A 22,394-nucleotide genomic window follows, 5' to 3' on the forward strand; every position below is an offset into this window, starting at 1 on the left:
CCGGACGGACGTCGTGACGTGCGCGACGTTATCGACGGGTCCGCCCCCCACGGTGACGAACCGCGTGGGCGTCCCCCGGAGGGGTCATCGACGACCGGTCAGGCCTGCGGCCCGATCCAGACCTGGGCGGCCGGGTAGTTCCAGGCCACCGTGCGGCCGATCAGAAAGCCGAGGCCGGTGTTGAACTGGTTCGCCCCCAGCCCGGTGCCGACCCATCCGACCGTGTCGTCGGCGTAGCTCGAACCGGAGGTGAACGACCAGACGGTCGGGCCGCCCTGGACGCCGACGGTGACCGCGGTCCCGGCGCCGATCAGCTTCCCGCTGCCGGCCAGGCCGGCGAACTGGTCGCCGGTGAGGATGGCCGACGGCGACCCGGCGTCGATATCGGTCGGTCCGCAGACCGGGCCCGTGCTGCCCACCGTCCAGCAGAGCGGCACGCCCCGTTCCAACGCCGGGTAGCCCGCCGGCGCACCGGTCGACCCACCCGACAGAGCTGCCAGGGCAACCGATGTCGCTCCCGACGGCGGTGTCACCGGCCCCAGCGTCCAGGTGCCGGTCTGACCGACCGGTGCGGCCTGCAGAGTGGATCCGGCATTCAGCGGCGCCGGCAGCTGCAACTGCGGAGCGAACAGTGCCTGACCGGAGAACGAGTCGGCGTTGGCGGTGGCGATGCCCATGATCCCGACCGTGCCCGCCGGGAACTGGAACGTCGATGCGGAGTCGTCCCGCACGCCGATGGTGATCGGGGAGGAAGTGGTGGCCCCGCCGAGCGACACCGTGGCTGTACTGATGGCGCTCACCATGTTCCCGGACTCGTACTCGCTGGTCTGCGTCTGTGTGCCCTGGGTGACGTCCGGTCCGAGGGCGCTGGGATCCATGATGAGGCCGGACGAGCCGGTGTCCAGCCAGACCGTGGCCGGGGCGCCGCCGCCCACGCTGATCTGCGTGGTGAGGAACGGCTGGTCCTGCGGGCCGGCGACGGTCTGGACCGGTATCGACACACCGGCTCCGGTGGCGGCCAGCGATGCGGCCGTCGCCGCGCCCGTCGGACCCGCCGTCGACCCGTTCCCGGCCGGGGTCGAGTTGCCGCACCCCGCCAACACCAGGGCCGCCGCCGCCAGACCAGCACCCGTCGACCACCTGACCCGGGAAGTCCTGTCGCCTAACGTCTTTCGCCATACCTGCATACCGACGTCCCCCCGGACCCACGGTCCCGAGCGGCGTCGGGAGCTCATCTGCGAACGGTAGGACGAACAGCCCGCCGGCCGGCCCGCCGTCACCGAAGCGGGTGACGATTCACCCGGTGCGCCGGTCCCGCTTGCGCTGCCGCAGACCGGACCGCAGCAATCGCTCGAGCAGCTCCCGGGCCTCCACCGGCACCGCCCCGGCCGTGACGATCGCCTCGTACCGTTCCTGCGGGACGTCGTAGTGATCGTGGTCGAAACCGCGCGACGGGATCCCCAGGGCGGCCGCGAACTCGTGCAGCTCCTCGTACGAGGTGTCGCTGACCAGATGCGACCAGAGGCGCCCGTGCGCAGGCCAGCGGGGCGGATCGATCAGCACGGTCATCGGCCGAGGCTACGACGCCGGGCCGGTCGTCAACGGATCGATCAGCACGGTCGTCGGCCGAGGCTACGACGCCGGGCCGGTCGTCAACGGATCGATCAGCACGGTCGTCGGCCGAGGCTACGACACCGGGCCGGCCCCGGGGACAGGACGACTAGACTCCCGCTGCGTGATCGGGACTTCTGGGCGTAGCGCATGAACAGCATCGACGACACGGGTGCGGCGGACGCCCTCACCCCGGACACCGAGCCCGCGACGGTCGCCCCACCGGCCGCCGAACCCCCGGCCGACAGCCGCCCGGAACTCGAACAGCACCCCGTTCTCGTCGTGGATTTCGGCGCCCAGTACGCCCAACTGATCGCCCGCCGGGTCCGCGAGGCGAACGTCTACTCGGAGATCGTCCCGTCGACGCTGTCCGTCGAGGAGATCACCGCCAAACAACCGTCCGCGGTGATCCTGTCCGGCGGGCCGTCCAGCGTCTACGCACCTGACGCGCCGGCCGTCGACCCCGCCCTGTTCGACACCGGGGTCCCGGTGTTCGGCATCTGTTACGGCTTCCAGGCCATGGCTCAGGCCCTGGGCGGTCGGGTCGACCGCACCGGTGTCCGCGAGTACGGCGCGACCGAGTTGTCCGTCGCCGACGGCGGCGGCCGCCTGCTGGCCGACCTGCCCGACACCCTCGGCGTCTGGATGAGCCACGGCGACTCCGTCGCGCAGGCCCCGCCCGGTTTCTCCGTCACCGCCACCAGCCCCGGCGCCCCGATCGCCGCCTTCGAGGACACCGACCGCAAGCTCGCCGGCGTCCAGTACCACCCCGAGGTCGTCCACTCCGAGCACGGCCAGGAGGTGCTCCGACGGTTCCTGCACGACGTCGCCGGCCTGCCCGGCGATTGGACGTCGGCCGAGATCCTCACCGAGCAGGTCGCCGCCATCCGCGAGCGCATCGGGGACAAGAAGGTCATCTGCGGGTTGTCCGGCGGGGTCGACTCCGCGGTCGCCGCCGCGCTGGTGCACCGCGCCGTCGGCGACCAGCTGACCTGTGTCTTCGTCGACCACGGTCTGCTGCGGGCCGGGGAGCGCGAGCAGGTCGAGCGTGACTACGTCGCCGCCACCGGCATCAAGCTGGTCACGGTCGACGCTCGGGAACGGTTCCTGGACGCGCTGGCCGGCGTCACCGACCCGGAGACCAAGCGCAAGATCATCGGTCGCGAGTTCATCCGCGTCTTCGAGCAGGCCGCGGCCGACGTCTCGCAGTCCGAGGGCGGCGTCGAGTTCCTCGTCCAGGGCACCCTCTACCCGGACGTCGTCGAGTCCGGTGGCGGCACCGGGACGGCGACCATCAAGTCGCACCACAACGTCGGCGGGCTGCCCGACGACCTCACCTTCGCGCTCGTCGAACCGCTGCGCACCCTGTTCAAGGACGAGGTGCGCGCACTCGGGGCCGAGCTGGGCCTGCCGTCCGCGATCGTCGGCCGGCAGCCGTTCCCGGGCCCGGGCCTGGGCATCCGCATCATCGGGGCCGTCGACGCCGAGCGGCTGGAGGTGCTCCGCGCCGCCGACGCCATCGTCCGCGAGGAGCTCACCGCCGCCGGACTGGACCAGGACATCTGGCAGTGCCCGGTGGTGCTGCTGGCCGACGTCCGCTCGGTCGGCGTGCAGGGGGACGGCCGCACCTACGGACACCCCATCGTGCTGCGCCCGGTGTCCAGCGAGGACGCCATGACCGCCGACTGGTCGCGGCTGCCCTACGACCTGCTGGCCCGCATCTCGAACCGGATCACCGGCGAGGTCACCGAGGTCAACCGGGTCGTCCTGGACATCACCAGCAAGCCGCCGGGCACCATCGAGTGGGAGTGACCGGCCGGCGCGTCGGCCCATGACCGGCCCGGCCGTCGTGCCCCGGGCCGGTGCCGCCTGGGTCGTGGCGCTCGCCCTGCTGTCCAGCTTCGGGCCGCTGTGCCTGGACATGTACCTGCCGGCGCTCCCGGACCTGCCCGGCGAACTCGGCTCGACGGCGACCCTGGCCCAACTGACCCTGTCGGCCTGCATCGTCGGCCTCGGCCTCGGCCAGCTGATCGCCGGGCCGTGGTCCGACCGGGTCGGGCGGCGGCTGCCGCTCATCGTGGGACTGCTGCTGTTCGTCGGGTCGTCGGCGCTGTGCGCGGTGACCACGTCGATGGAGCTGCTGGTCGCGCTCCGCGTCGTCCAGGGCGCGGCCGGCGCGGTGGGCATCGTCGTCGGCCGGGCCGTGGTCGCCGACCGGTTCGCCGGCGCGGCGGCCGCGTCCTACTTCGCGATCATCGCGGCCATCAACGGACTCTCACCCATCCTCGCGCCGGTCGTCGGCGGCCAGATCCTCGCCGTCGGCACCTGGCGGACGGTGTTCTGGGTGCTCGCCGGGTTCGGTCTGCTGCTCGCCGTGCTGACCTGGTTCGCCGTCCCCGAGTCGCTACCGCCCGGACGTCGGCTCCGGACCCGGGTGTCGGACGACCCGGTTCGGCGGGAGTCGGCGTTCCGCACGCTGCTCACCGACCGCGGCTACGTCGGCGTCGTCATCGCCGGCTCGATGGTGACCGCGGCGATGTTCGGCTACATCTCGGCGTCGCCGTTCCTGCTGCGCACCGGGTTCGGCCTGTCGCCCCAGGCGTTCAGCGTCTGCTTCGCCGCCAACGCCGTGGGCATCATCATCACCACCCAGCTCGGCCGGCGGCTGCTCGTCCGGACCTCGGCGGCCCGGGTGCTGACCCTCGGCGTCGCCCAGGCCATCGTCGGCGCGGTCGCCCTGCTGGCGGTGACGCTGGTGGGCGCGGGGCTCGTCGCGGTGCTGATCGCGCTGTTCGTCATGGTGTCGGCCGTCGGCTTCGCGCTGCCGTTCTCGTCGGCCATCGCGATGGACCGGCACCGCCGCATCGCCGGGACCGCGTCGGCCCTGGTGGGTCTGGCCCAGTACGCCTTCGGGGCCCTCACCGCGCCGCTCGTCGGCCTGGGCGACCGCACCACCGGTGTCGCGCTCGGGGCCACCGCCGTGGTGGCCACCGCGCTGGCCGCCGGAGGACTACTGGTGGCCCGGCCGGCCCTGGCCGAGCCGGCCTGAGCGGGTTCCCGCCAACACCGCTGGCCGCGGGCGTTGTCCACATCTGGTCCGGTTGTCCACGGCGGAGCCCCGGTCCGGACAGGGAGTTCGGGCCCGGATGAGGCTGCCGGCATGGCTTCTCCGACCGCGGTCATTCGGGCGGCGAGCGACGCCGGTCAGGGGGTCGTCGCTCGTCGACGGTTGCTGGCGTTGGGGGTCGACGCCTCTGCGATCGCCCGACGCCTGCGGTCCGGTGAACTGGTGGCCGTCGTCCCCGGGATCTGTCGACCAGCCAGCCGACCGCTCACGGCCGAGCTGCGCCTTCGGGCTGTCATGCTCCGGCTCGGTCCGGATGCCGTGCTCGCTGGGCGGTATGCAGCCTGGTGGCATCAGCTGGTGTCGGAGCCGCCCGCCTCGACTCCGATGGTCATCCTGATGCCGTCGCGGGGATGGTGTCCCCGGTGGCGAGGGATCGTGGTCAGGCGCTGCCAGCTCTCACCGGTCGACCGGGAGCGCCGTCGCGGGGTGCTGGTGACCACCCGCCCCCTGACCGTCCTGGAGTGCGCAGACCAGCCGGATGCCGACGCCATCCGTGACGTCGCCCTGCAACGGGGGACGACGACCACCAGCCTGCCTGGGGGCGGTGGAGCGGATGTCCGCCCGACCGGGAGCGCCCGCGGCCCGTGCCTTGATCACACTGGTCCTCGACGGCGGGGTGTCCGTTCCCGAGCGGGAGCTGCTGCGGGGCCTGCGTCGGAGTGGAGCGCAGGGCTGGTCGGCCGGTGTCCACGTCGAGGCGTGCGGTCGGCGTTACTGGCTGGATCTGGCTCACGTCCGGACGCGACTGGCGGTCGAGGTCGACGGATGGACCGTGCACTCCCGTTCGGTCGCCTTTCATGAGGACCGGCAACGGCAGAACGACCTCGTCCGGGGTGGCTGGACGGTGCTCCGCTACACCCCGGCCCAGCTGCATGGCCGCGTCTGCGCCGTCGTCGCCGAGATCCGGTCGGTGGAGGCCGAACTGCAGGGCCGACTCAGGTCAGGGGCGGCGGGAAAGTGTCGCTGAGCGACTATTTTCCGCCGACGGCGGGAGGAGCCCCAGCCGACGGGGATCACCGGGCCGTCGGTTCCGCGTCTCCCGGGCGGATCTGCCTACACTCCGAAGCATGACCGCTGCGCCGGACGACAAGCCCGAACCCCAGCCGCACCCGGACCACGAGACCCGGGGGCCGGTGGAGGAGATCGAGTACCTGGAGGCCGAGGCCCAGGTCAATCCGAACTTCCGGCTCTGGATCACCATCGGTGTGGTCGTCCTCGGGCTCGCGCTGCTGGCCGTCATCATCGTCACCAGCCTCTGAGTCACCCACCGTCCCCACGGACGAAGGCCCGCTCCCGGCACAGGGGGCGGGCCTTCGTCCGTCATGGGGTCAGCGTCGCCGGCGTCGGCCAGGGAGCGCGCTGAACAGCAGGAGCACGCCGATCAGGGCCACGGCCGCGGCGGCGGTCCAGATCGCGGCGGTGGTGAAGAGCCACCACGGGTCACCGGTGAATCCGATCGAGGCGACGGCCAGGAAGACCAGCGCCATCACCAGGCCGACGGGTTTGATGTCGCGGCGGGACGCGGCGACCTGCTGCTGGTCAGCCACGACGCACCTGCGCCTGACCCGCGCCGACGTGCACCGTCAGGTCGATGGTTCCCTGGTCCGGCGAACCCGTCTCGACCCGGCTCACCTGCTGCAGCAGACCCGACCTGCGGTCGCCGAGGCAGTCGACCTCGCCGGCGTTGCTGGTGCAGGTCACTTCCACGGAGGCATCGGCGGGGAGCGTGACGGCGGCCTGGCCGGCGTGCACCTCGACCTCGGTGGTCACGGTCTGGCCGGCCGGGACGGTCAGACCGCGGAGGTCCAGGTTGCCCGAACCCCCGTTGATCTCGTACTGACCCTGGACGGCGGAGACCGTCGTCGGCCGCCACTGCTGGTCGCCGTAACCGCCGGTGCCCTGCAGCCCGCTGACGGTCAGGGCCAGGGTGACCAGGGACAGGAAGACGCCGGTGCCGATGAGGTTCTGGGCCCGGCCGCGCAGCGACCCGATCAGCAGCCCGACCGCGACGACGGCAAGGGCGGCGCCGGAGACCGCGGCCCACGGGATCGACCAACCGCCGAGCAGGATGCCGCCGGCGAACACCGCGCCGACCAGGAAGGCCAGACCGGTGGTGACCCGGCCGAGCACCCCCGGATCACGGGTGACCGGGACCGGCGACGACGTGGACGGGGCGGTCGGCGGTTCGGGCAGGTCCCAGGCGAACGGGGCCACCCCGAGCGGGTCCCACGCGGGCGGGGCGGCGGGGGGCGACTCATCGAGCGGATGCCACGCGGGCGGGGCGGCTGGGGTCGGCTGAGCGACCGGGTGCTTGGTCAGGTCGACCCGGGGGGCCGCGGCGGACGGCGTGTCGTCCCAGAACGGCGGGCGGTCGAACGGCGAGGCCGGACCCGACTGTTGCTGTTGCTGCTGTGCACCGGCGCCCGGGGTCCAGGCGTTCCCGGCCGTCCACGTCGGGGGGGTGTGCGCCCACCCGTCGCCCCAGGCCCGCCCGCCGCAGGACCCGCTGGACCGGCGTCGGCGCAGCACCAGGACGGCGATGACCCCGACCACGACGAGCGGCACCAGGCTGCCGAACGAGAGGGTGGTGCCGATCGACACGGCCAATCCGATGATCATCGCGATTGCCCCGATCGGCGGCACGGCGGAACGGCCCCGCCCCAGCAGCGCCTCGCCCGGCGAGACCTCGTCCTCGTCGCCGGGCGACAGCAGCCACCCGGCGAGATAGAGCGGGACGCCGACCCCGAAGAACCCGAGGACGACGAACCCGACGCGGAACAGCACCGGGTCGACGCCGAGCGCCCGCCCCAGCCCGCCGGCCACCCCCGCGATCTTGCGGTCGGTCGACGACCGGCGCGGACGGTTCGGCCACCAGCCCGTCCCCGGGCCGGAACCAGCGGGATCACCCACCGAGCCGGCCGGTGACCAGCCGCTCGGGCCCTGCTGCGTGGAAGTCATGCCGATCAGCCTCGTTCCCGGCGCCGGCGGACACCATCGGGGATGCCCCTGGTTCGCGGTCCGCCCGCCGGACCAGGGTTCACCCCGATACGCACGGTCGCGGTTCCGTGTGACGCTGGAGGGGTGAGTGTGCCCGCAGGTCCCGACCCCTCGTCCCCGGCCGGGCGGCCGGGCGTCGAGGCGTCCGACGATCGACCGACCGCTCCCATCCCCACCGTCCGCGCCGCCCGGCCGACCACCGGCTCCGGGGACGACCCATCCATCGCCGATCCCGGGCGGGGGCAGGGGAGCGCCGCCGCGCCGATCGTCGAGCGGACCCCCGACGGCGTCCCCAAGCTCACCCGCCGCCGGGACGGTGCGCTGCTCGGCGGGGTGGCCGGCGGGCTCGCCGACCATCTGCGGGTCCCGGCCACCTGGGTCCGGGCCACGTTCGTCTTCCTCGCTCTCATCTCGGGCGCCGGCATCCTCGCGTACGCGCTGCTGTGGATCTTCGTGCCGCAGACCCCCCGGCTCCCCGCGGGTGAGAAGGCCGAACCCACCCGCACCGGCCGGTCCGAGCGACGGCAGGCCCTGGGCATCGCCGCGGTCGGCGCGGCGCTGTTCCTGGCCGCCGTCGGCCTGGGCCTCGAACACGTCCTCGGCTGGGTGCTCGGCCCCCTGGGGCTGGCCGCGGTGGGCGCGGCGTTCATCTGGCGGGAAGCCGACGACGCCCGTCGTCGGCGCTGGCGGCGCAGCGCGGCCGGGCTCGTCGCTCCCGGCGGGTCGTCGTGGTGGCGGATCCTCGGCGGCTGCGTCCTGGTCATCGGCGGGCTCGCGGTGTTCGCCCTGGGACAGCTCGACTTCCTGGCCGTCCGGTCCGCGCTGATCGCCGTCCTGCTGACGCTGGTCGGCGTCGCCATCATCACCGTCCCCTGGTGGCTGCGGCTGGTCCGCGACCTGGGGGACGAGCGCCGGGAACGCGTGCGCGAACGGGAACGGGCCGAGATCGCCGCCCACCTGCACGATTCGGTGCTGCAGACGTTGGCCTTGATCCAGCGGCAGGCCGGTGACGCCCGGGAGGTGCAGCGGCTGGCCCGCAGCCAGGAACGGCAGCTGCGGACATGGTTGTACGGGCCGGCCGGATACGCCTCGCCCAGCGGCGCCGGCCCGGCCGGGCCCACCGGCACCCTGGCCGGGGCGTTGGCCGAGGCGGCCGGTGCGGTGGAGGACACCTATGCGATGAGCGTGACCCCGGTGGTCGTCGGCGACGCCCCGATGGACGAGCACCTGGCCGCGTTGGTGGCCGCGGCCCGGGAGGCGATGGTCAACGCGGCCAAACACGCCGGGGTGCAGGAGATCAGCGTGTACGCCGAGGTCGAGGACGACACCGCCAGCATCTTCGTCCGGGACCGGGGCGCCGGGTTCGACCCGACCGCCGTCGACCCGGACCGACGCGGCTTGGCCGAGTCCATCCACGGGCGGATGAACCGGCACGGTGGCAGCGCCTCCGTGCGGTCGAACCCGGGGGAGGGCACCGAGGTCGAGCTGACCATGCGGATCCGCTCGGCCGTCGAGACCGAGGACGATCCGGCCGCGGCGTCCGGGCCCGACGGTACGGTCGGGGCCGCGGGACGGCCCGGTCCGTCCCCCCGACGAGAGGACGCCCACCGATGACCACGCCCCCGTCCGCGAACCCGGTCCGGGTGTTCCTGGTCGACGACCACGCGCTGTTCCGGGCCGGGGTGAAGGCGGAACTGGCCGATCTGGCCGACGACCGGATCGCCGTGGTCGGCGAGGCCGGTTCGGTCGGGGAGGCGGTCGTCCGGATCGCCTCCGACCAGCCCGATGTCGTGCTGCTGGACGTGCACATGCCCGACGGCGGCGGGCGGGCGGTCCTGGAGCAGACCCACGCCCGCTATCCGGGTGTCGTGTTCCTGGCGCTGTCGGTGTCCGACGCCGCCGAGGACGTCATCGCCGTCATCCGGGCCGGGGCCCGCGGCTACGTCACCAAGACGATCTCGGGCCGGGAGCTGGCCGACGCGGTCGTCCGGGTGGCCGCCGGGGACGCCGTCTTCTCGCCCCGGCTGGCCGGGTTCGTCCTCGACGCGTTCTCCGACCGGCACGTCCCGGCCGGGGTGTCGGACCCGGAGCTGGACCTGCTGTCGCCCCGCGAACGCGAGGTGCTCAAGCTGCTGGCCCGCGGGTACGCCTACAAGGAGATCGCCGCCCAGCTGTTCATCTCGATCAAGACCGTCGAGACCCACGTCTCGAGCGTGCTGCGCAAGACGCAGAAGTCCAACCGTTACGAGCTGTCCCGCTGGGCGTCGGACCGCCGACTGGTCTGACGGCCGGGGCGCTCGCGCAGCGCCCCGGCCGCGAGCCGTCGGTCAGAACGTGATGAGCGGCTTGATGACGCCGTCCTGCTTGGTGCGCATCAGCTCGAACGCCTTCTCCACGTCGTCGAAGCCGAAGGTGTGCGTCGTCATCAGGGTCGGGTCGAACCGGCCGGTGCCGATGAGGGCGAAGATCCGCTGCATGCGGTCGTTGCCGCCCGGGCAGAGCCCGGTGTGGATCGACTTGTCGGCCATGCCGAGCCCGAAGGCGTCCAGCGGGACCGGCAGCGGGTTCGGGTTCTCGCCGTGGTAGCCGATGTTGGAGACCCGGCCGCCGGCCTTGGTGACCCGCAGGCACGCCTCCCACGTCTGCGGGAAGCCGAACGCCTCGATGGCCGCGTCCACGCCCTCCCCGTCGGTCGCCGCCCGGATCTGCTCCACCGCATCGCCCTGCGTGAAGTCGATGATGTCGGTGGCGCCGAAGGCCCGGGCCAGGTCCTGACGCGCGGGGATGGCCTCGACGGCGAAGATGCGGGCCGCGCCGAGGAGGGTCGCCCCGATGGTCGCGGATAGCCCGACGGCGCCCTGCGCGAAGATCGCCACCGAGTCGCCCAGCCGCAGGTAGCAGTGTTCGGCACCCATGAATCCGGTGGACAGCATGTCGCAGGCATAGACGGCCTGGGCGTCGGTGATGGCGTCGGGGATGGGGGCGAGGTTGCCCCGGGCCTTGGGGACCACGAAGTACTCGGCCATGTTGCCGTCCCGCTGGGCCGTGTACTGGTAGCCGCCGAGCGGTCCGCCGCACTGGCTGGTGTAGCCGGTCTGGCAGTAGCGGCACTCCCAACACGGGGTGATCGCGTTGACCGCGACGCGCTGGCCCTCGGTGAATCCGGTGACGTTGCTCCCGATGGCCTCGACCACGCCGACGGCCTCGTGTCCGAGGGTGCGGCCGGCCTCGACCGGCAGCGCGCCGGCGACGGTGTGGACGTCGGAGGTGCAGATCAGGGCCGCGGTGGTCTTGACGATGACGTCGTCGGGACCGGGGGTGGGGATCGGCTTGTCGATGACCTCGGTGCGGCCGACTCCGGGGGTGGTGAATGCCTTCATGGTGCCCATGGCTGGTGACGTCCTTGTCTTCCTGGGGAGAGTGGTGGATGGAGGGATCAGGCCGGGATGGCCAACAGGTCCTGCAGGTGCTGGTCGATCTGGGGCATGTAGGTCGGGGCGACACCGAACAGTCCGAGGTGGCCGAGGACGTCGTTGACGACACGCAGTTCGGCGCCCGGGACGAGGGCGGCCTCGGCGGCGGTGTCGCGGACGGGGAAGAACATGTCCTCGTCGATGGGCATGACGAACGTCTTCGCGGTGATCCGGCCCAGGGCGGCGGCCAAGTCGCCCCCGGTGTGCCGGGCGACGTCACCGCGCTGCCACTTCCACGCCTGGGTCAGCAGGTCATTGGGGTCCATCGCGGTGAAGTAGGGCTCGAGGAACCCGGCCAGGAATGCTTCCTTGGAGTCGAAATCCAGTGCGCGCCAGACCTCCTGCTTCCAGAATTCGGTGGAGAACCCCATCACCGCCCAGAGGTGGGCGTGCCGGGTCAGCCCGGCCAGCACCTCGGCATTGGAGCTGTACTCGCCGCCGGCGAAGCCCGGGTCGGCGGTGATCGTGTCCACCAGGGTCTGCGCGAAGAGGAAGTCGTGCGGGGTGTTCTGGGCGGTCCCGGCGATGGGGGCCGCGCGGCGCACCTTGTCGGGGAACCGGACCGCCCACTCGTAGGTCTGCTGGGCACCCATCGAGCCGCCGACGACCAGGGCGAGCCGCTCGATGCCGAAGTGCTCGCGCAGCAGCCGCTCCTGGGCGACGACGTCGTCCCCGATGCGCACACGCGGGAACTTCGACATCGCGATGCCGGAGTTCGGTCCGTCGGCGTTGTGCGGCGACGTGGACAGCCCGGATCCGATCTGGTCGACGACGACGATGAAGTACTCGTCCGGGTTGAGGGCGTGGTCCGGGCCGATGTAGACGTCCCGCCAGACCTGGTGCGTGCCGGAGAACCAGGTGGGGATGAGGATCGCGTTGTCCTTCGCCTCGTTCAGGGTGCCGAAGGTGGCGACGGAGAGCCGGCAGTCGGGGATCGAGCCGCCCTCCTCCAGATCCAGCCGGCCGATCGGCACGACGTCGTAGTCACCGTGGAACTCGGAGGTGTAGTAGGGGTTGGCGATCATGTCTGCTCCTCGACTCTGAGGGGGTGGTCGGCGACGATGGGGGCGGGGTGGCCGGTCGGTCGTCGGGGTGACGGCCACCACTGTCGAGGGTGTCCACGACGGGCACGTGTCCGCTTTTGGGACACCTCGGCGGCGCGGGTCGGGCCGAGCATGGGGCGGGAACGAGGAGGTTCTTGATCCATGAGGAACCGGGGTGACTACCGGCTGGCCCTGGCCACCGCGCGCGCGGAACTCATCGAGGGCGACGCGCTGGCCCGCCCCGAGGTCCCGGATCTCGTGCAGGCGTCCTGGCGGCGGAGCCTGACCAGCGGCGTCTCACCGACGGCGCTGCACAGCCGGTACACCCCGGACCTGGATCTCTCCTCCCGTCTGGTCCGCTGCGCCCAGCCGGTGGTCAGCCGCCTGATCGACCAGCTGGCCGACGTCCCGTCCTGCGTGGTGCTGACCGACAGCAAGGCGCGGATCATGCTCCGACAGGACAGCACCCCCTGGATCTCCCGGGTACTGGACCGGGTCTCCTTCGCCCAGGGCTTCGACTATGCCGAGGGGGCGGTCGGGACCAACGGTGTCGGCACCGTCCTGGAGTTCGGTGCGTCGGTGGCCATCGTCGGGCCCGAGCACTTCGTCGAGTCGTTGCAGGCCTTCGCCTGCACCGGGGCACCGGTCCGCGACCCGTTCACCGGGCGGATCGAGGGCGTCCTGGACGTGACGTGCCTGCAGGAGCAGTACACGCCGATCATGCATTCACTGGCCCGCTCGGCGGCCGCCGAGATCGAGCGACGCCTGGTGCGGGACCGCAACGAATCCCAGCAGGCCCTGTTCGACGTGTACGCCCGGGTCGAGGCGCGCACCCGCGAGGCCGTGGTCGCCGTGGGACCCCGGGTGACGATGGCCAACACCGCGTTGACCGCCCTGCTCGACTCGGCCGACCAGGCCGCCCTGGCCGATCACATGCGGTTCCTCATCGACCAGCGTCCCGTCCGGGTCGACGACCGTGTCGACCTGCCGTCCGGCCTGCAGATCCGGCTCCGCGGGTCGGCCGCCGAATTCGGCGGCGACGTCGCCGGGATGGTCGGCGTGGTGACCCGCTGCCGGGATCTGGTGGTGGACGAGGACGTGATCACCGGCCGGCCGGCCGGGGGGTGGCGTCCGGGTGGGGGCGCCGTGGTCGACCCCCGCGCCGGGACCGGGTCGCACACCCCGGCGATGAACGCGGCGATCACCAGGGTCCGGACGGCCCTGCGGTCCGGCCGCTCGGTGCTCGTCGTCGGCGAACCCGGCACCGGTCGACACACCCTGCTGCGGAACGAGTTCCGGGGGCTCGGACCCCGGCACCGGGTGGTCGCCGTCGCGGCGGATCAGCTGGTCGGTACGGGCCTGCCGACCGAGGTCACCGGTCTGGACCGGGCCGGTGACGCCGAGACACTGCTGGTGGTGCGGGATGTCGACCGGCTCGGCGCGGCCGCCGGTGCCGCGCTGCTCGACCGGCTCGCGCGCCGGGCGGGACGGGTCCACCTGGCCGGTACCTCCGGTCCCGGCGGCCCAGGCCGGGAGCAGCCGCTGCTCGCGGCCTTCGACGACTCCGTCTGGGTGCCGCCGCTTCGCAACCGGACCGCCGACTTCCCCGCGCTGGCCCGATCCATCGTCGAGGACCTGTCCCCGGGGGGCCGTATCCGCCTGACCGACGAGGTCGTCGCCACCCTGGTCCGGCACCGCTGGCCCGGGAACGTCACCGAACTGCGTGCGGCCCTGGACCACGCGGTGCGCCGACGACCGGTGGGGACCCTCGAGATCGCCGACCTGCCGGCGTCCTGCCAGAGCGCCCCCAAGAACGCGCTGCGGGAGGTCGACCGGGTGGAGCGGGACGCCATCGTGGCGGCCCTGCGGGAGACGGGCGGCAACCGCAAGGCCGCTGCCGAGGTCCTCGGCCTGGCCCGGTCCACCCTCTACCGCAAGATCGCCGAGTACGGCGTCACCGACTGACCCGGCCGTCGGCCGGGTGGTGGGGTCCGACAACGTGTCCGGTAGTGGGACATGGGCGACACGCCGGACACCTGCATCGTGAACCTCCTTGTGATCCACCGCACAGAGAGGTGCCAGCGATGACAACCCTGACGGACACCGGAGTCTCGGCGTCGACCGACCCCACCGTCACCGTGCTCGACGCGCTCGTGATGGGAGCCGGCGTCGCCGGCCTCTACCAGCTCCACCAACTCCGGGAACTCGGCCTGACGGTCCGCGCCTACGACATGGCCACCGACGTCGGCGGGACCTGGTACTGGAATCGTTACCCCGGTGCGCGTTTCGACTCCGAGGCGTACATCTACCAGTACCTGTTCTCCGAGGAGCTCTACAAGGGCTGGAGCTGGTCGGAGAAGTTCCCCGGCCAGCCCGAGATCGAGCGGTGGCTGCACTACGTCACCGACCAGCTGGACCTGCGCAAGGACATCCAGTTCGGCACCCGCATCGTCAGCGCCGACTGGGATGCCGACCGGGAACGCTGGACGGTGCGCACCGACACCGGCGAGCAGATCGACACCCGCTATTTCATCTCCTGCACGGGCATGCTGTCCGCCCCGTTGGACAAGGTCTTCCCGGGCCAGGAGACGTTCCGCGGCCAGATCTTCCACACCTCCCGCTGGCCCCGCGAGGGCGTCGATCTGGCCGGCAAGCGGGTCGCCGTCGTCGGGGTCGGGGCGACCGGCATCCAGGTGATCCAGACCATCGCCGACCAGGTCGAGCACCTCACCGTCTTCGCGCGGACCCCGCAGTACGTACTGCCGATGAAGAGCCCGCTCTACGGCGAGGCCGAACACGACTGGTACAAGAGCCGTTTCGCCGAGCTGAAGGCGACCATCCCGCACACGTTCACCGGGTTCGAGTACGACTTCGAGCACGCCTGGGCCGACTGCACCCCGCAGCAGCGCGAGGAGATCCTGGAGGAGATCTACCAGGACGGGTCGCTCAAGCTCTGGCTCGCCGGCTTCGGCGAACAGTTCTTCGACGCCGAGGTCAGCGAGACCATCTCCGAGTTCGTCCGCGAGAAGATGCGCGCCCGCCTGAAGGACCAGCGGCTCATCGACATCCTGGTGCCCACCGACTACGGGTTCGGCACCCACCGCGTGCCCCTGGAGCGCGGCTACCTGGAGATCTACCACCGCGACAACGTCGACCTGGTCGGCGTCCGCGACAACCCCATCGCCCGGATCGTGCCCGAGGGCGTCGAACTCGCGGACGGCACCGTCCATGAGGTCGACATCGTCATCCTCGCCGTGGGTTTCGACGCCGGCACCGGATCGCTGACGCGGATCGACATCACCGGACGGGACGGCCGCAAGCTGGCCGAGGACTGGTCCCGCGACATCCGCACCACCATGGGGATGATGGTGGAGGGCTACCCGAACCTGTTCACCACCGGTGCGCCGCTGGCCCCGTCGGCCGCCCTCTGCAACATGACCACCTGTCTGCAGCAGCAGACCGAATGGATCACCCGGCTGATCCGGACGGTCGGGCTGGCCGGCGGCGCGGTGGTCGAAGCGACCGTCGCCGGCGAACAGGCCTGGATCGACCACCACGAAGAGATCGCCGGGGCGACCCTGGTCCAGAAGACCTCGTCCTGGTACATGGGGTCGAACGTGCCCGGCAAGCCACGCCGACTGCTGTCCTACATCGGCGGCGTCGGCCAGTACCGGCGGCTGTGCACGGAGGAGGCCGACGCGGGATACCCGTCGTTCGCCGTCCGGCAGGCCGCGGCCAGGGACGCCGTGGGCGTGTGAGCCGGGTGGGGCACGCTCCGTCGGGGGTGTGCCCCACCCGCCGGTGTCACCGGCCGGCCCCTACAGTCCGAGTCGCAGCGGGTTCACCCGCCGGGCGGCCATCACGTACCAGCTGGTCGCGCCGACGTGCTGCACCCGGAAATACCCGAAGTTGAAACCGGTGTCGATGAGGCTCGTCGCCGCGACCACGCCGCCGCCGGCCGGCAGGTCGGCGCCGCCGACGTGCTGCGGGGTGCCGGGCGCGGTGCCGAAACCGAGCCGGTCCTGCGCCGTCCGCACCTGGGCGAGCAGGGCGTCGGCGGCCCGCCGATCGGCGCCGCCGCCCCGGTCGGCCAGTGACGTGGCCTGCTGGGCGGTGCCCTCCAACCAGACGCCGGACTGCTCGACCGGACGCCCGTTGTACTGGGCGGTCGACGTCCTGCTGGTGTCGCTGAACGTCACCCCGGACACCGAGACCCCCTCCAGGACCTCGGAATTCGGCCCGGTCCCGTTGTCGGTGACCGCTAGCTCCCGGCCGGCCCAGTCCAGCGCCCGCGCGTAGCGCCGGTCCCGCAGGGCCAGCCAGCTCCAGGTCTGCGGGTCGAGCGGCCGTGGGCTCTGGTTGATCGTCGTACCGTCGTTGGAGCCGGTCCAGAAGAAACCGTCGGTCGCGTTCCACATCTTGTCGACGAAGCCGCGGGCCCGCCGCTGGGCAGCCGTCCAGGCGGCGTCGCCGGTGAGGGTGCGCAGCATGCCGAACAGGGCGACGCAGTCGATGTTGTGCTCGGTGGACACGTTCGGCTTGGACACGTTGCCGCCGTCGACGCCGATCGAGAACCCGCCGAGCGCACCGGGATTCAGGGTGGTCCGGGTGATCCAGCGGCCGATCCGCAGCGCTGTCGCGAGATAGGCCGGAGCCTTCGTGCGCCGGTACAGCTGGGCGAGAGCGATGCCGGCCCAGGCCATGTCGCCGACCGCGGTGCCGAGGAAGCCGAACTGCCAGCCGACGTTCGCCTTGCCGTCGGCTCGCACGAACCCGGCCGGCGAGCGGTTGCCGTCGTAGAACGTGTAGGGGCCGACGTTGTAGGCCTGCCGGAGCCGACCGTCGGAGTAGTCCGGGTCGTTGGCCGCCGCGAACACCAGGCCGTCACCGAGGGTGCGGGCCAGCGACAGGCCGGACGGGCCGGCGGCCAGCGCGGCGCAGATGGCCAGGGCGTTGTCGTAGACGAACGCGGAGGAGAACAGCCCCAATTCGTCGGCGTAGCTCTGGGCCAGCCGCGGACCGGGGTTCGACGCCGGGTACGCGTCCGTCATGGTCTGCAGGAAGCCCAGGCCCCGCCGGACGGCATCGCGGTCGCAGGCGGCCGAGCGGGCCTGCGCGCCGGCCTCGGACTGCAGGTCGGCGGCGGCGCTCCCGGCGTCCGGAGTGGCGTCCGGACCGGAGGAGGCGGCGCCGGCCATGCCGGGCCAGAGGACGCCCGCCGCGGTCAGGGCGGCGCCGGCGGACAGGCCACCCAGCACGGCCCGGCGGGTCAGCCGGTGCGGCTCCGCCACGGGCGCGGGACGGGACAGGGGATCGGGCAGATCGGCCACGGGTGGACTCCGTTGTCGTCGAGGCGGTCGGCACCCGTCGGTGGACGGGTGATGGGAACGCTCCCACACGGCGGGCGTCCGCGCAGCCGCCAGCCGCGTGAGCTGCGGTCACCGATGGTGACGGCCTCGGGGGACGGCCGACTTGTCATACCCGCATGTCCGGACGAGCCGGGAAGGTGCGGGTATGACAAGTCGGCGTCGATCAGGGCGCGGATCAGGCGGCCGTCAGCACCAGCGGGCCGTCGGCGGTGACGGCCACGGTGTGCTCGACGTGGGCGCCTCGGCTGCCGTCGGCGGTGCGCAGCGTCCAACCGTCGGGATCGACCCGGTAGGCGTCGGACCCGCCGCCCAGGAACCAGGGTTCGATGGCGATGACCAGCCCCACCGGGAGGCGCAGGCCCCGCGCGGGGCGGCCCTCGTTCGGCACGGACGGCAGCTCGTGCATCTCGTGGCCGACCCCGTGGCCGCCGTAGTCGGTGTTGATGCCGTACCCGCCGGCCCGGCCCACCATGCCGATGGCGGCGGAGATGTCGCCCAGGCGGCCGCCGGGGACGGCGGCCGCGATCCCGGCCCGCAGCGCGGCAGCCGTGGTGTCGGCCAGGGCGGCGTCGGCCGGGGACGGCGCGCCGACCGCGACCGTGACCGCGGCGTCGGCCGCCCAGCCGTCCAGCAGGGCGCCGCAGTCGACCGACAGCAGATCGCCCGGGCGCAGGCGTTCGCGGCTGGGGATGCCGTGCAGCACGGCGTCGTTGACCGACGTGCAGATCACCCCGGGGAAGGGGCTGTCGGCGAACGACGGCCGGTACCCCAGGAACGGGGAACGGGCGCCGTGCCGACGCAACACGTCGCGGGCGATCCCGTCCAGATCCCGGGTCCGCACCCCCGGTTTTGCCGCCGCCGACACGGTGGCCAGGATGTCGGCGACCACCAGGCCGGCCGCCCGCATCGCCTGGATCTCGCCGGGTGTCTTGAGATGGATCATGACCACGCCTCCTCGGATAACAATCCCAGGATAACTATCCAGGGATTACTATCACAGGCATGGTGCGACCGATGCTGACCGAAGCCGAACGGGCTCGCGGGATCCGGCTGGGCGAGACCCTGCGGGACGCTCGGGGTGACCGGCCGGCCACCGAGGTGGCCGCCGCGTCCGGAGTACCGGTCGACACCCTGCGCAAGATCGAGTCCGGTCGGATCCCGACCCCGGCCTTCTTCACCGTGGTCGCGCTGGCCCGGGCGCTGGACCTGCCGATCGAGCGGCTGCTCGATCTCGACGTGCCGACCGCGGCCGAGCAGGACGGGGCCGACGAGCAGCGCCGGACCGCCTGACCCGCGATCGAGCGCCGGTTACTTGCGGCCGAGCCGTCCGCGGCCCATCGACAGCAGCAGCATGCCGAGGTCGGCGCCGGCCGGGCCGAGGTCGCGGAAGCGCTCCAGGATGGCCATCTCTCGGCTGTAGACGATGCGCGGCCCGCCCAGCGTGCGGCGGGCGGCGCCGATGGCGTGGGAGACGGCGTTGCGCCGCTTGATCAGGCGCAGGATCTCGGCGTCCAGGCTGTCGATCTCGGTCCGCAGGACGTCGATGCCGGCCTGGTCGGCGGGCACCGGAACGTCCTCGAGCTGCGGCTCGGTGGGGGAGCTGGCGACCGGGCTGCCAGTGGCGTCGCGGTCGGCGGGGGTGTCGGCGGTAGGCACGGGAGCGGTCTCTCCGGTGGCGGTCGAGCTGAGGGTGGTGGTCACAACGTTGTCCTTGTTCTGCCCTGACCCGCCGAGCCCAGGCATACAAAACGCCCCGGGTCGGTGGACCTCGGGGCGTCGTCGGGGCGGGCTGTCAGCCGCTGACGGGCACCGAAATCCGGTACCCGTAGAAAAACTCTGGTCGTGCGCCGTGCGGCACCCGAGCAGAAAGTTGGCTGATCACCCTGGCAGTAGACCACAGAACCCGCGAACTGCCCACCCTTTAGCCCGGTCGGGGGCCATAGGTACGTGGCGGACGGGACGGTGGGCCGGCCGCGCCCGGCCGCGCCGGGCCGGGCTGTCGGTGCCCGCGGGTAGCGTGAACGCCGACATGGAAAGCCTGTTCGACCTTCCCCCCGCCGCTCCCGCCGCCGGCCTGGAGCCGCGCCCGGCCGCCGGTTCCGCCCTCGGCCGGGCCGCGGCCAACCTCGCCGAGATCGCGGCCCAACGGGCCCAGCGCACCCGCCAGCGGACCGACTCGCTTCTGGAGGGCCTGAACCCCCAGCAGAAGGCGGCCGTGGAGCACCGCGGCGGTCCGCTGCTGGTCGTGGCCGGCGCGGGCTCCGGCAAGACCCGGGTGCTGACCCGGCGGATCGCCCACCTGCTGGCCGACGGGGGCGCGCAGCCGGGGGAGATCCTGGCCATCACCTTCACCAACAAGGCCGCCCGGGAGATGAAGGAACGGGTCATCGACCTGGTCGGCCGGCGGGCCTACTCGATGTGGGTGTCGACGTTCCACTCCATGTGCGTGCGGATCCTGCGCGCCGAAGCGTCGACCCTCGGGATGAAGACGACGTTCACCATCTATGACGCCGCGGACTCGCAGCGGCTCGTGCAGCTGGTGGCGGGCGGGCTCAACCTCGACACCAAGCGCTTCCCGGCCAAGCAGCTGGCCAACGCCATCTCCAACCTGAAGAACGAGCTCGTCGGCCCGGACGAGGCGGCCGACAAGGCCGACGGCGAGCAGGAGCGCATCGTCGCCGACGTGTACCGCGAGTACACCGCCCGTCTCAAGGCGGCGGCCGCCTTCGACTTCGACGACCTGATCATGCAGACGGTGCACCTGCTGCAGACGTACCCGGCCGTCGCCGAGCACTACCGGCGGCGGTTTCGGCACGTCATGGTCGACGAGTACCAGGACACCAACCACGCCCAGTACATGCTGGTGAAGGCGCTGGTCGGCGGCACCGTCGACGAACGGGAGGTCCGCACCGCGGACGGTGAGCTGGTCCGCCCGGCGTCCGGCGCGCCCGTGCCGCCCGCCGAGCTCGTGGTGGTCGGTGATGCCGACCAGTCCATCTACGCCTTTCGCGGCGCCACCATCCGCAACATCGTCGAGTTCGAGCGCGACTACCCCGATGCGCGGACGATCATGTTGGAGCAGAACTACCGCTCCACCCAGACGATCCTGTCCGCGGCCAACTCCGTCATCGCCCGCAACCCCGAGCGGCGGGCCAAGAATCTGTGGACGTCCACCGGGGCCGGCGACAAGATCACCGGGTACGTCGGCGACAACGAGCACGACGAGGCCCAGTTCGTCGCCAAGGAGATCGACGCCCTGGTCGACAACGGCGACGCCACCTTCGGTGACGTGGCCGTGTTCTACCGGACCAACTCCGGGTCGCGGGCCCTGGAGGACGTTTTCGTCCGCACGGGCCTGCCCTACCGGATCGTCGGTGGAGTGCGCTTCTACGAGCGCAAGGAGGTCAAGGACGCGCTGGCCTACCTGCGGGCCATCGCCAACCCGGACGACGAGATCAACCTGCGCCGCATCCTGAACACCCCGCGCCGGGGAATCGGCGACCGGGCCGAGGCCACCGTCGCGGTGTTCGCCGAACGGGAACGCATCGGTTTCGGTGAGGCCCTCACCCGCATCAAAGACATCCCCGGGTTGGTCACCCGGTCGGCCAACTCGCTGCAGTCCTTCGCCGACCTGCTGACCGGGCTGCGCGCCGAGGTCGGCTTCGGCATGGAACCGGCCGACCTGCTCACCGCGGTGCTCGATCGCACCGGGTACCGCGCGGAGCTGGAGAACTCCGACGATCCGCAGGACGGGTCCCGCCTGGAGAACCTCGAACAGCTGGTCACGGTGCTCCGGGAGAACACCGAGAACCTGCTGGCCGGGACATCTCTGGGGGCGCCGGCGGTTCCGCCGGGCACGCGGGAACCGGCGTCCGGTGACGACGTCGATCCCGTGGTGGCCGACGCCGGGCGGGAGGGGTCCGACGGCGTGATCGACGAGACCGCGGAGCCGGCGGCCGACGAGGACGTCCCGCCGGACGCCGGTGAGCTGCTGATCGCCGTGCTGGAACAGCTGTCGCTGGTCGCCGATGCCGACTCACTACCCGAGTCCGGTGAGGGGGTCGTCACGATGATGACCCTGCACACGGCCAAGGGACTGGAATTCCCGGTCGTCTTCCTCACCGCCTGGGAGGACGGCGTCTTCCCCCACATGCGTTCGCTGGCCGACGATTTCGAGCTGACCGAGGAACGCCGGCTGGCCTACGTCGGCATCACCCGCGCGCAGCGCCGGCTCTACATCACCCGGGCCATGATGCGGTCGGCGTGGGGACAGCCGGCGGCCAACCCGGCGTCCCGCTTCCTCAGCGACATCCCCGGTGAACTCGTCGACTGGCGCCGCTCCGAGGACGACGCCCGCGCCGGCGGCTTCATCGGCGACAGCTCGTTCGAGAGCGACATGGGCTACCCGCGCGGGCGCGGTTCCTTCGGCTCCCGCCGCTTCGAGTCCCCCTACGGCTCGCGGACCTTCGGCGAGTCGGCCGAGGAGGGCTGGACCGGCCGATCGGCGCCGGTCAGCGCCCGCCGGTTCGGCGCGGACTCCCCGTCCCGGGCCCGCGGGGCCGGGCTCGGATCCAAGCCGGCGCTGTCGCTGGCGCCCGGTGACCGCGTCTCGCACGACAAGTACGGGCTGGGAACGGTTCTCGTCGTCGACGGGGTCGGCCCGCGGACGACGGCGACCATCGACTTCGGAACGGCGGGCAAGGTGCGCCTCATGCTCATCGGCGGCGTGCCGATGACCAAACTCTGAGCCGGGCCCGGCCCCGGAGGGCGCGGC

General features: G+C 72.3%; 19 protein-coding genes. 10 read left to right on the forward strand and 9 right to left on the reverse strand.

Going from position 1 to position 22,394, the window contains the following annotated elements; translation table 11 throughout:
* Window positions 1–98 precede the first annotated feature (98 nt).
* Together FDO65_RS14725 and FDO65_RS14730 are read right to left on the reverse strand one after the other, a co-directional pair.
* Window positions 99–1,001 (reverse strand): hypothetical protein, encoded by a 903-nt coding sequence (locus tag FDO65_RS14725; protein WP_137450425.1) that lies wholly within the window; start codon window positions 999–1,001, stop codon window positions 99–101.
* A gap of 295 nt (window positions 1,002–1,296) precedes the next feature.
* Window positions 1,297–1,569 (reverse strand): DUF4031 domain-containing protein, encoded by a 273-nt coding sequence (locus FDO65_RS14730; RefSeq protein ID WP_137450426.1) that lies wholly within the window; start codon window positions 1,567–1,569, stop codon window positions 1,297–1,299.
* A gap of 192 nt (window positions 1,570–1,761) precedes the next feature.
* Here FDO65_RS14730 and guaA point away from each other — a divergent pair, with 192 nt between their 5' ends.
* The 4 genes from guaA (at window position 1,762) to FDO65_RS14750 (ending at window position 5,997) form a co-directional block, all read left to right on the forward strand.
* Complete coding sequence (gene guaA / locus FDO65_RS14735; RefSeq protein WP_137450427.1) at window positions 1,762–3,423, forward strand: glutamine-hydrolyzing GMP synthase; 1,662 nt, start codon at window positions 1,762–1,764, stop codon at window positions 3,421–3,423.
* A gap of 19 nt (window positions 3,424–3,442) precedes the next feature.
* Window positions 3,443–4,660 (forward strand): multidrug effflux MFS transporter, encoded by a 1,218-nt coding sequence (locus FDO65_RS14740; protein ID WP_137450428.1) that lies wholly within the window; start codon window positions 3,443–3,445, stop codon window positions 4,658–4,660.
* A gap of 631 nt (window positions 4,661–5,291) precedes the next feature.
* A complete protein-coding gene (locus FDO65_RS14745) occupies window positions 5,292–5,705 on the forward strand; it encodes an endonuclease domain-containing protein (RefSeq protein ID WP_166442200.1) in 414 nt (137 codons plus the stop codon).
* Window positions 5,706–5,805: 100 nt separating this feature from the next.
* A complete protein-coding gene (locus FDO65_RS14750) occupies window positions 5,806–5,997 on the forward strand; it encodes a hypothetical protein (RefSeq protein ID WP_137450430.1) in 192 nt (63 codons plus the stop codon).
* Window positions 5,998–6,066: 69 nt separating this feature from the next.
* Here the strand turns inward: FDO65_RS14750 and FDO65_RS14755 are convergent, their stop codons facing one another.
* Together FDO65_RS14755 and FDO65_RS14760 are read right to left on the reverse strand one after the other, a co-directional pair.
* Window positions 6,067–6,285, reverse strand: coding sequence for a hypothetical protein (locus FDO65_RS14755; RefSeq protein WP_137450431.1), 219 nt, complete (start codon window positions 6,283–6,285; stop codon window positions 6,067–6,069).
* Complete coding sequence (locus FDO65_RS14760; RefSeq protein WP_137450432.1) at window positions 6,278–7,696, reverse strand: PspC domain-containing protein; 1,419 nt, start codon at window positions 7,694–7,696, stop codon at window positions 6,278–6,280. Before FDO65_RS14760 ends, FDO65_RS14755 begins: the two co-directional genes overlap by 8 nt.
* Before the next feature lie 123 nt (window positions 7,697–7,819).
* Here FDO65_RS14760 and FDO65_RS14765 point away from each other — a divergent pair, with 123 nt between their 5' ends.
* The gene (locus FDO65_RS14765; RefSeq protein WP_240757623.1) at window positions 7,820–9,349 is read left to right on the forward strand and encodes an ATP-binding protein; all 1,530 of its coding nucleotides are present in this window, start codon (window positions 7,820–7,822) and stop codon (window positions 9,347–9,349) included.
* A complete protein-coding gene (locus FDO65_RS14770; protein WP_137450433.1) occupies window positions 9,346–10,020 on the forward strand; it encodes a response regulator in 675 nt (224 codons plus the stop codon). The genes FDO65_RS14765 and FDO65_RS14770 overlap by 4 nt, the downstream gene beginning before the upstream one ends.
* 42 nt (window positions 10,021–10,062) lie before the next feature.
* Here the strand turns inward: FDO65_RS14770 and FDO65_RS14775 are convergent, their stop codons facing one another.
* Together FDO65_RS14775 and FDO65_RS14780 are read right to left on the reverse strand one after the other, a co-directional pair.
* Window positions 10,063–11,124 (reverse strand): NAD(P)-dependent alcohol dehydrogenase, encoded by a 1,062-nt coding sequence (locus tag FDO65_RS14775; protein WP_205850048.1) that lies wholly within the window; start codon window positions 11,122–11,124, stop codon window positions 10,063–10,065.
* A gap of 47 nt (window positions 11,125–11,171) precedes the next feature.
* Complete coding sequence (locus FDO65_RS14780; RefSeq protein ID WP_137450434.1) at window positions 11,172–12,233, reverse strand: alpha/beta fold hydrolase; 1,062 nt, start codon at window positions 12,231–12,233, stop codon at window positions 11,172–11,174.
* 180 nt (window positions 12,234–12,413) lie between these two features.
* On the opposite strand from FDO65_RS14780, the gene FDO65_RS14785 reads away from it, so the two are divergent.
* Window positions 12,414–14,216 carry a sigma-54-dependent Fis family transcriptional regulator gene (locus FDO65_RS14785; protein ID WP_137450435.1) on the forward strand — a complete coding sequence of 601 codons (1,803 nt, stop codon included), beginning with the start codon at window positions 12,414–12,416 and terminating at the stop codon, window positions 14,214–14,216.
* Window positions 14,217–14,335: 119 nt separating this feature from the next.
* Complete coding sequence (locus FDO65_RS14790) at window positions 14,336–16,009, forward strand: flavin-containing monooxygenase (protein WP_137450436.1); 1,674 nt, start codon at window positions 14,336–14,338, stop codon at window positions 16,007–16,009.
* A 60-nt stretch (window positions 16,010–16,069) separates the two neighbouring features.
* Here FDO65_RS14790 and FDO65_RS14795 read toward each other — a convergent pair whose 3' ends face one another.
* Window positions 16,070–17,581: a Tat pathway signal sequence domain protein gene (locus tag FDO65_RS14795; RefSeq protein ID WP_137450437.1), complete on the reverse strand. Its 1,512-nt coding sequence runs from the start codon at window positions 17,579–17,581 to the stop codon at window positions 16,070–16,072.
* Between the two features lie 214 nt (window positions 17,582–17,795).
* Entirely contained in the window at window positions 17,796–18,563 is a 768-nt protein-coding gene (gene map / locus FDO65_RS14800) for a type I methionyl aminopeptidase (protein WP_137450438.1), read from the reverse strand.
* A gap of 59 nt (window positions 18,564–18,622) precedes the next feature.
* On the opposite strand from map, the gene FDO65_RS14805 reads away from it, so the two are divergent.
* A complete protein-coding gene (locus FDO65_RS14805; protein WP_137450439.1) occupies window positions 18,623–18,910 on the forward strand; it encodes a helix-turn-helix domain-containing protein in 288 nt (95 codons plus the stop codon).
* 18 nt (window positions 18,911–18,928) lie between these two features.
* Here FDO65_RS14805 and FDO65_RS14810 read toward each other — a convergent pair whose 3' ends face one another.
* Complete coding sequence (locus FDO65_RS14810) at window positions 18,929–19,186, reverse strand: chorismate mutase (protein WP_420847545.1); 258 nt, start codon at window positions 19,184–19,186, stop codon at window positions 18,929–18,931.
* A gap of 463 nt (window positions 19,187–19,649) precedes the next feature.
* Between FDO65_RS14810 and FDO65_RS14815 the strand changes: the two genes are divergently transcribed.
* Window positions 19,650–22,367, forward strand: a complete 2,718-nt coding sequence (locus FDO65_RS14815; RefSeq protein ID WP_137450441.1) for a UvrD-helicase domain-containing protein — start codon at window positions 19,650–19,652, stop codon at window positions 22,365–22,367.
* Window positions 22,368–22,394: the final 27 nt, after the last annotated feature.

This window comes from Nakamurella flava (assembly GCF_005298075.1).
Taxonomy (GTDB): domain Bacteria; phylum Actinomycetota; class Actinomycetes; order Mycobacteriales; family Nakamurellaceae; genus Nakamurella; species Nakamurella flava.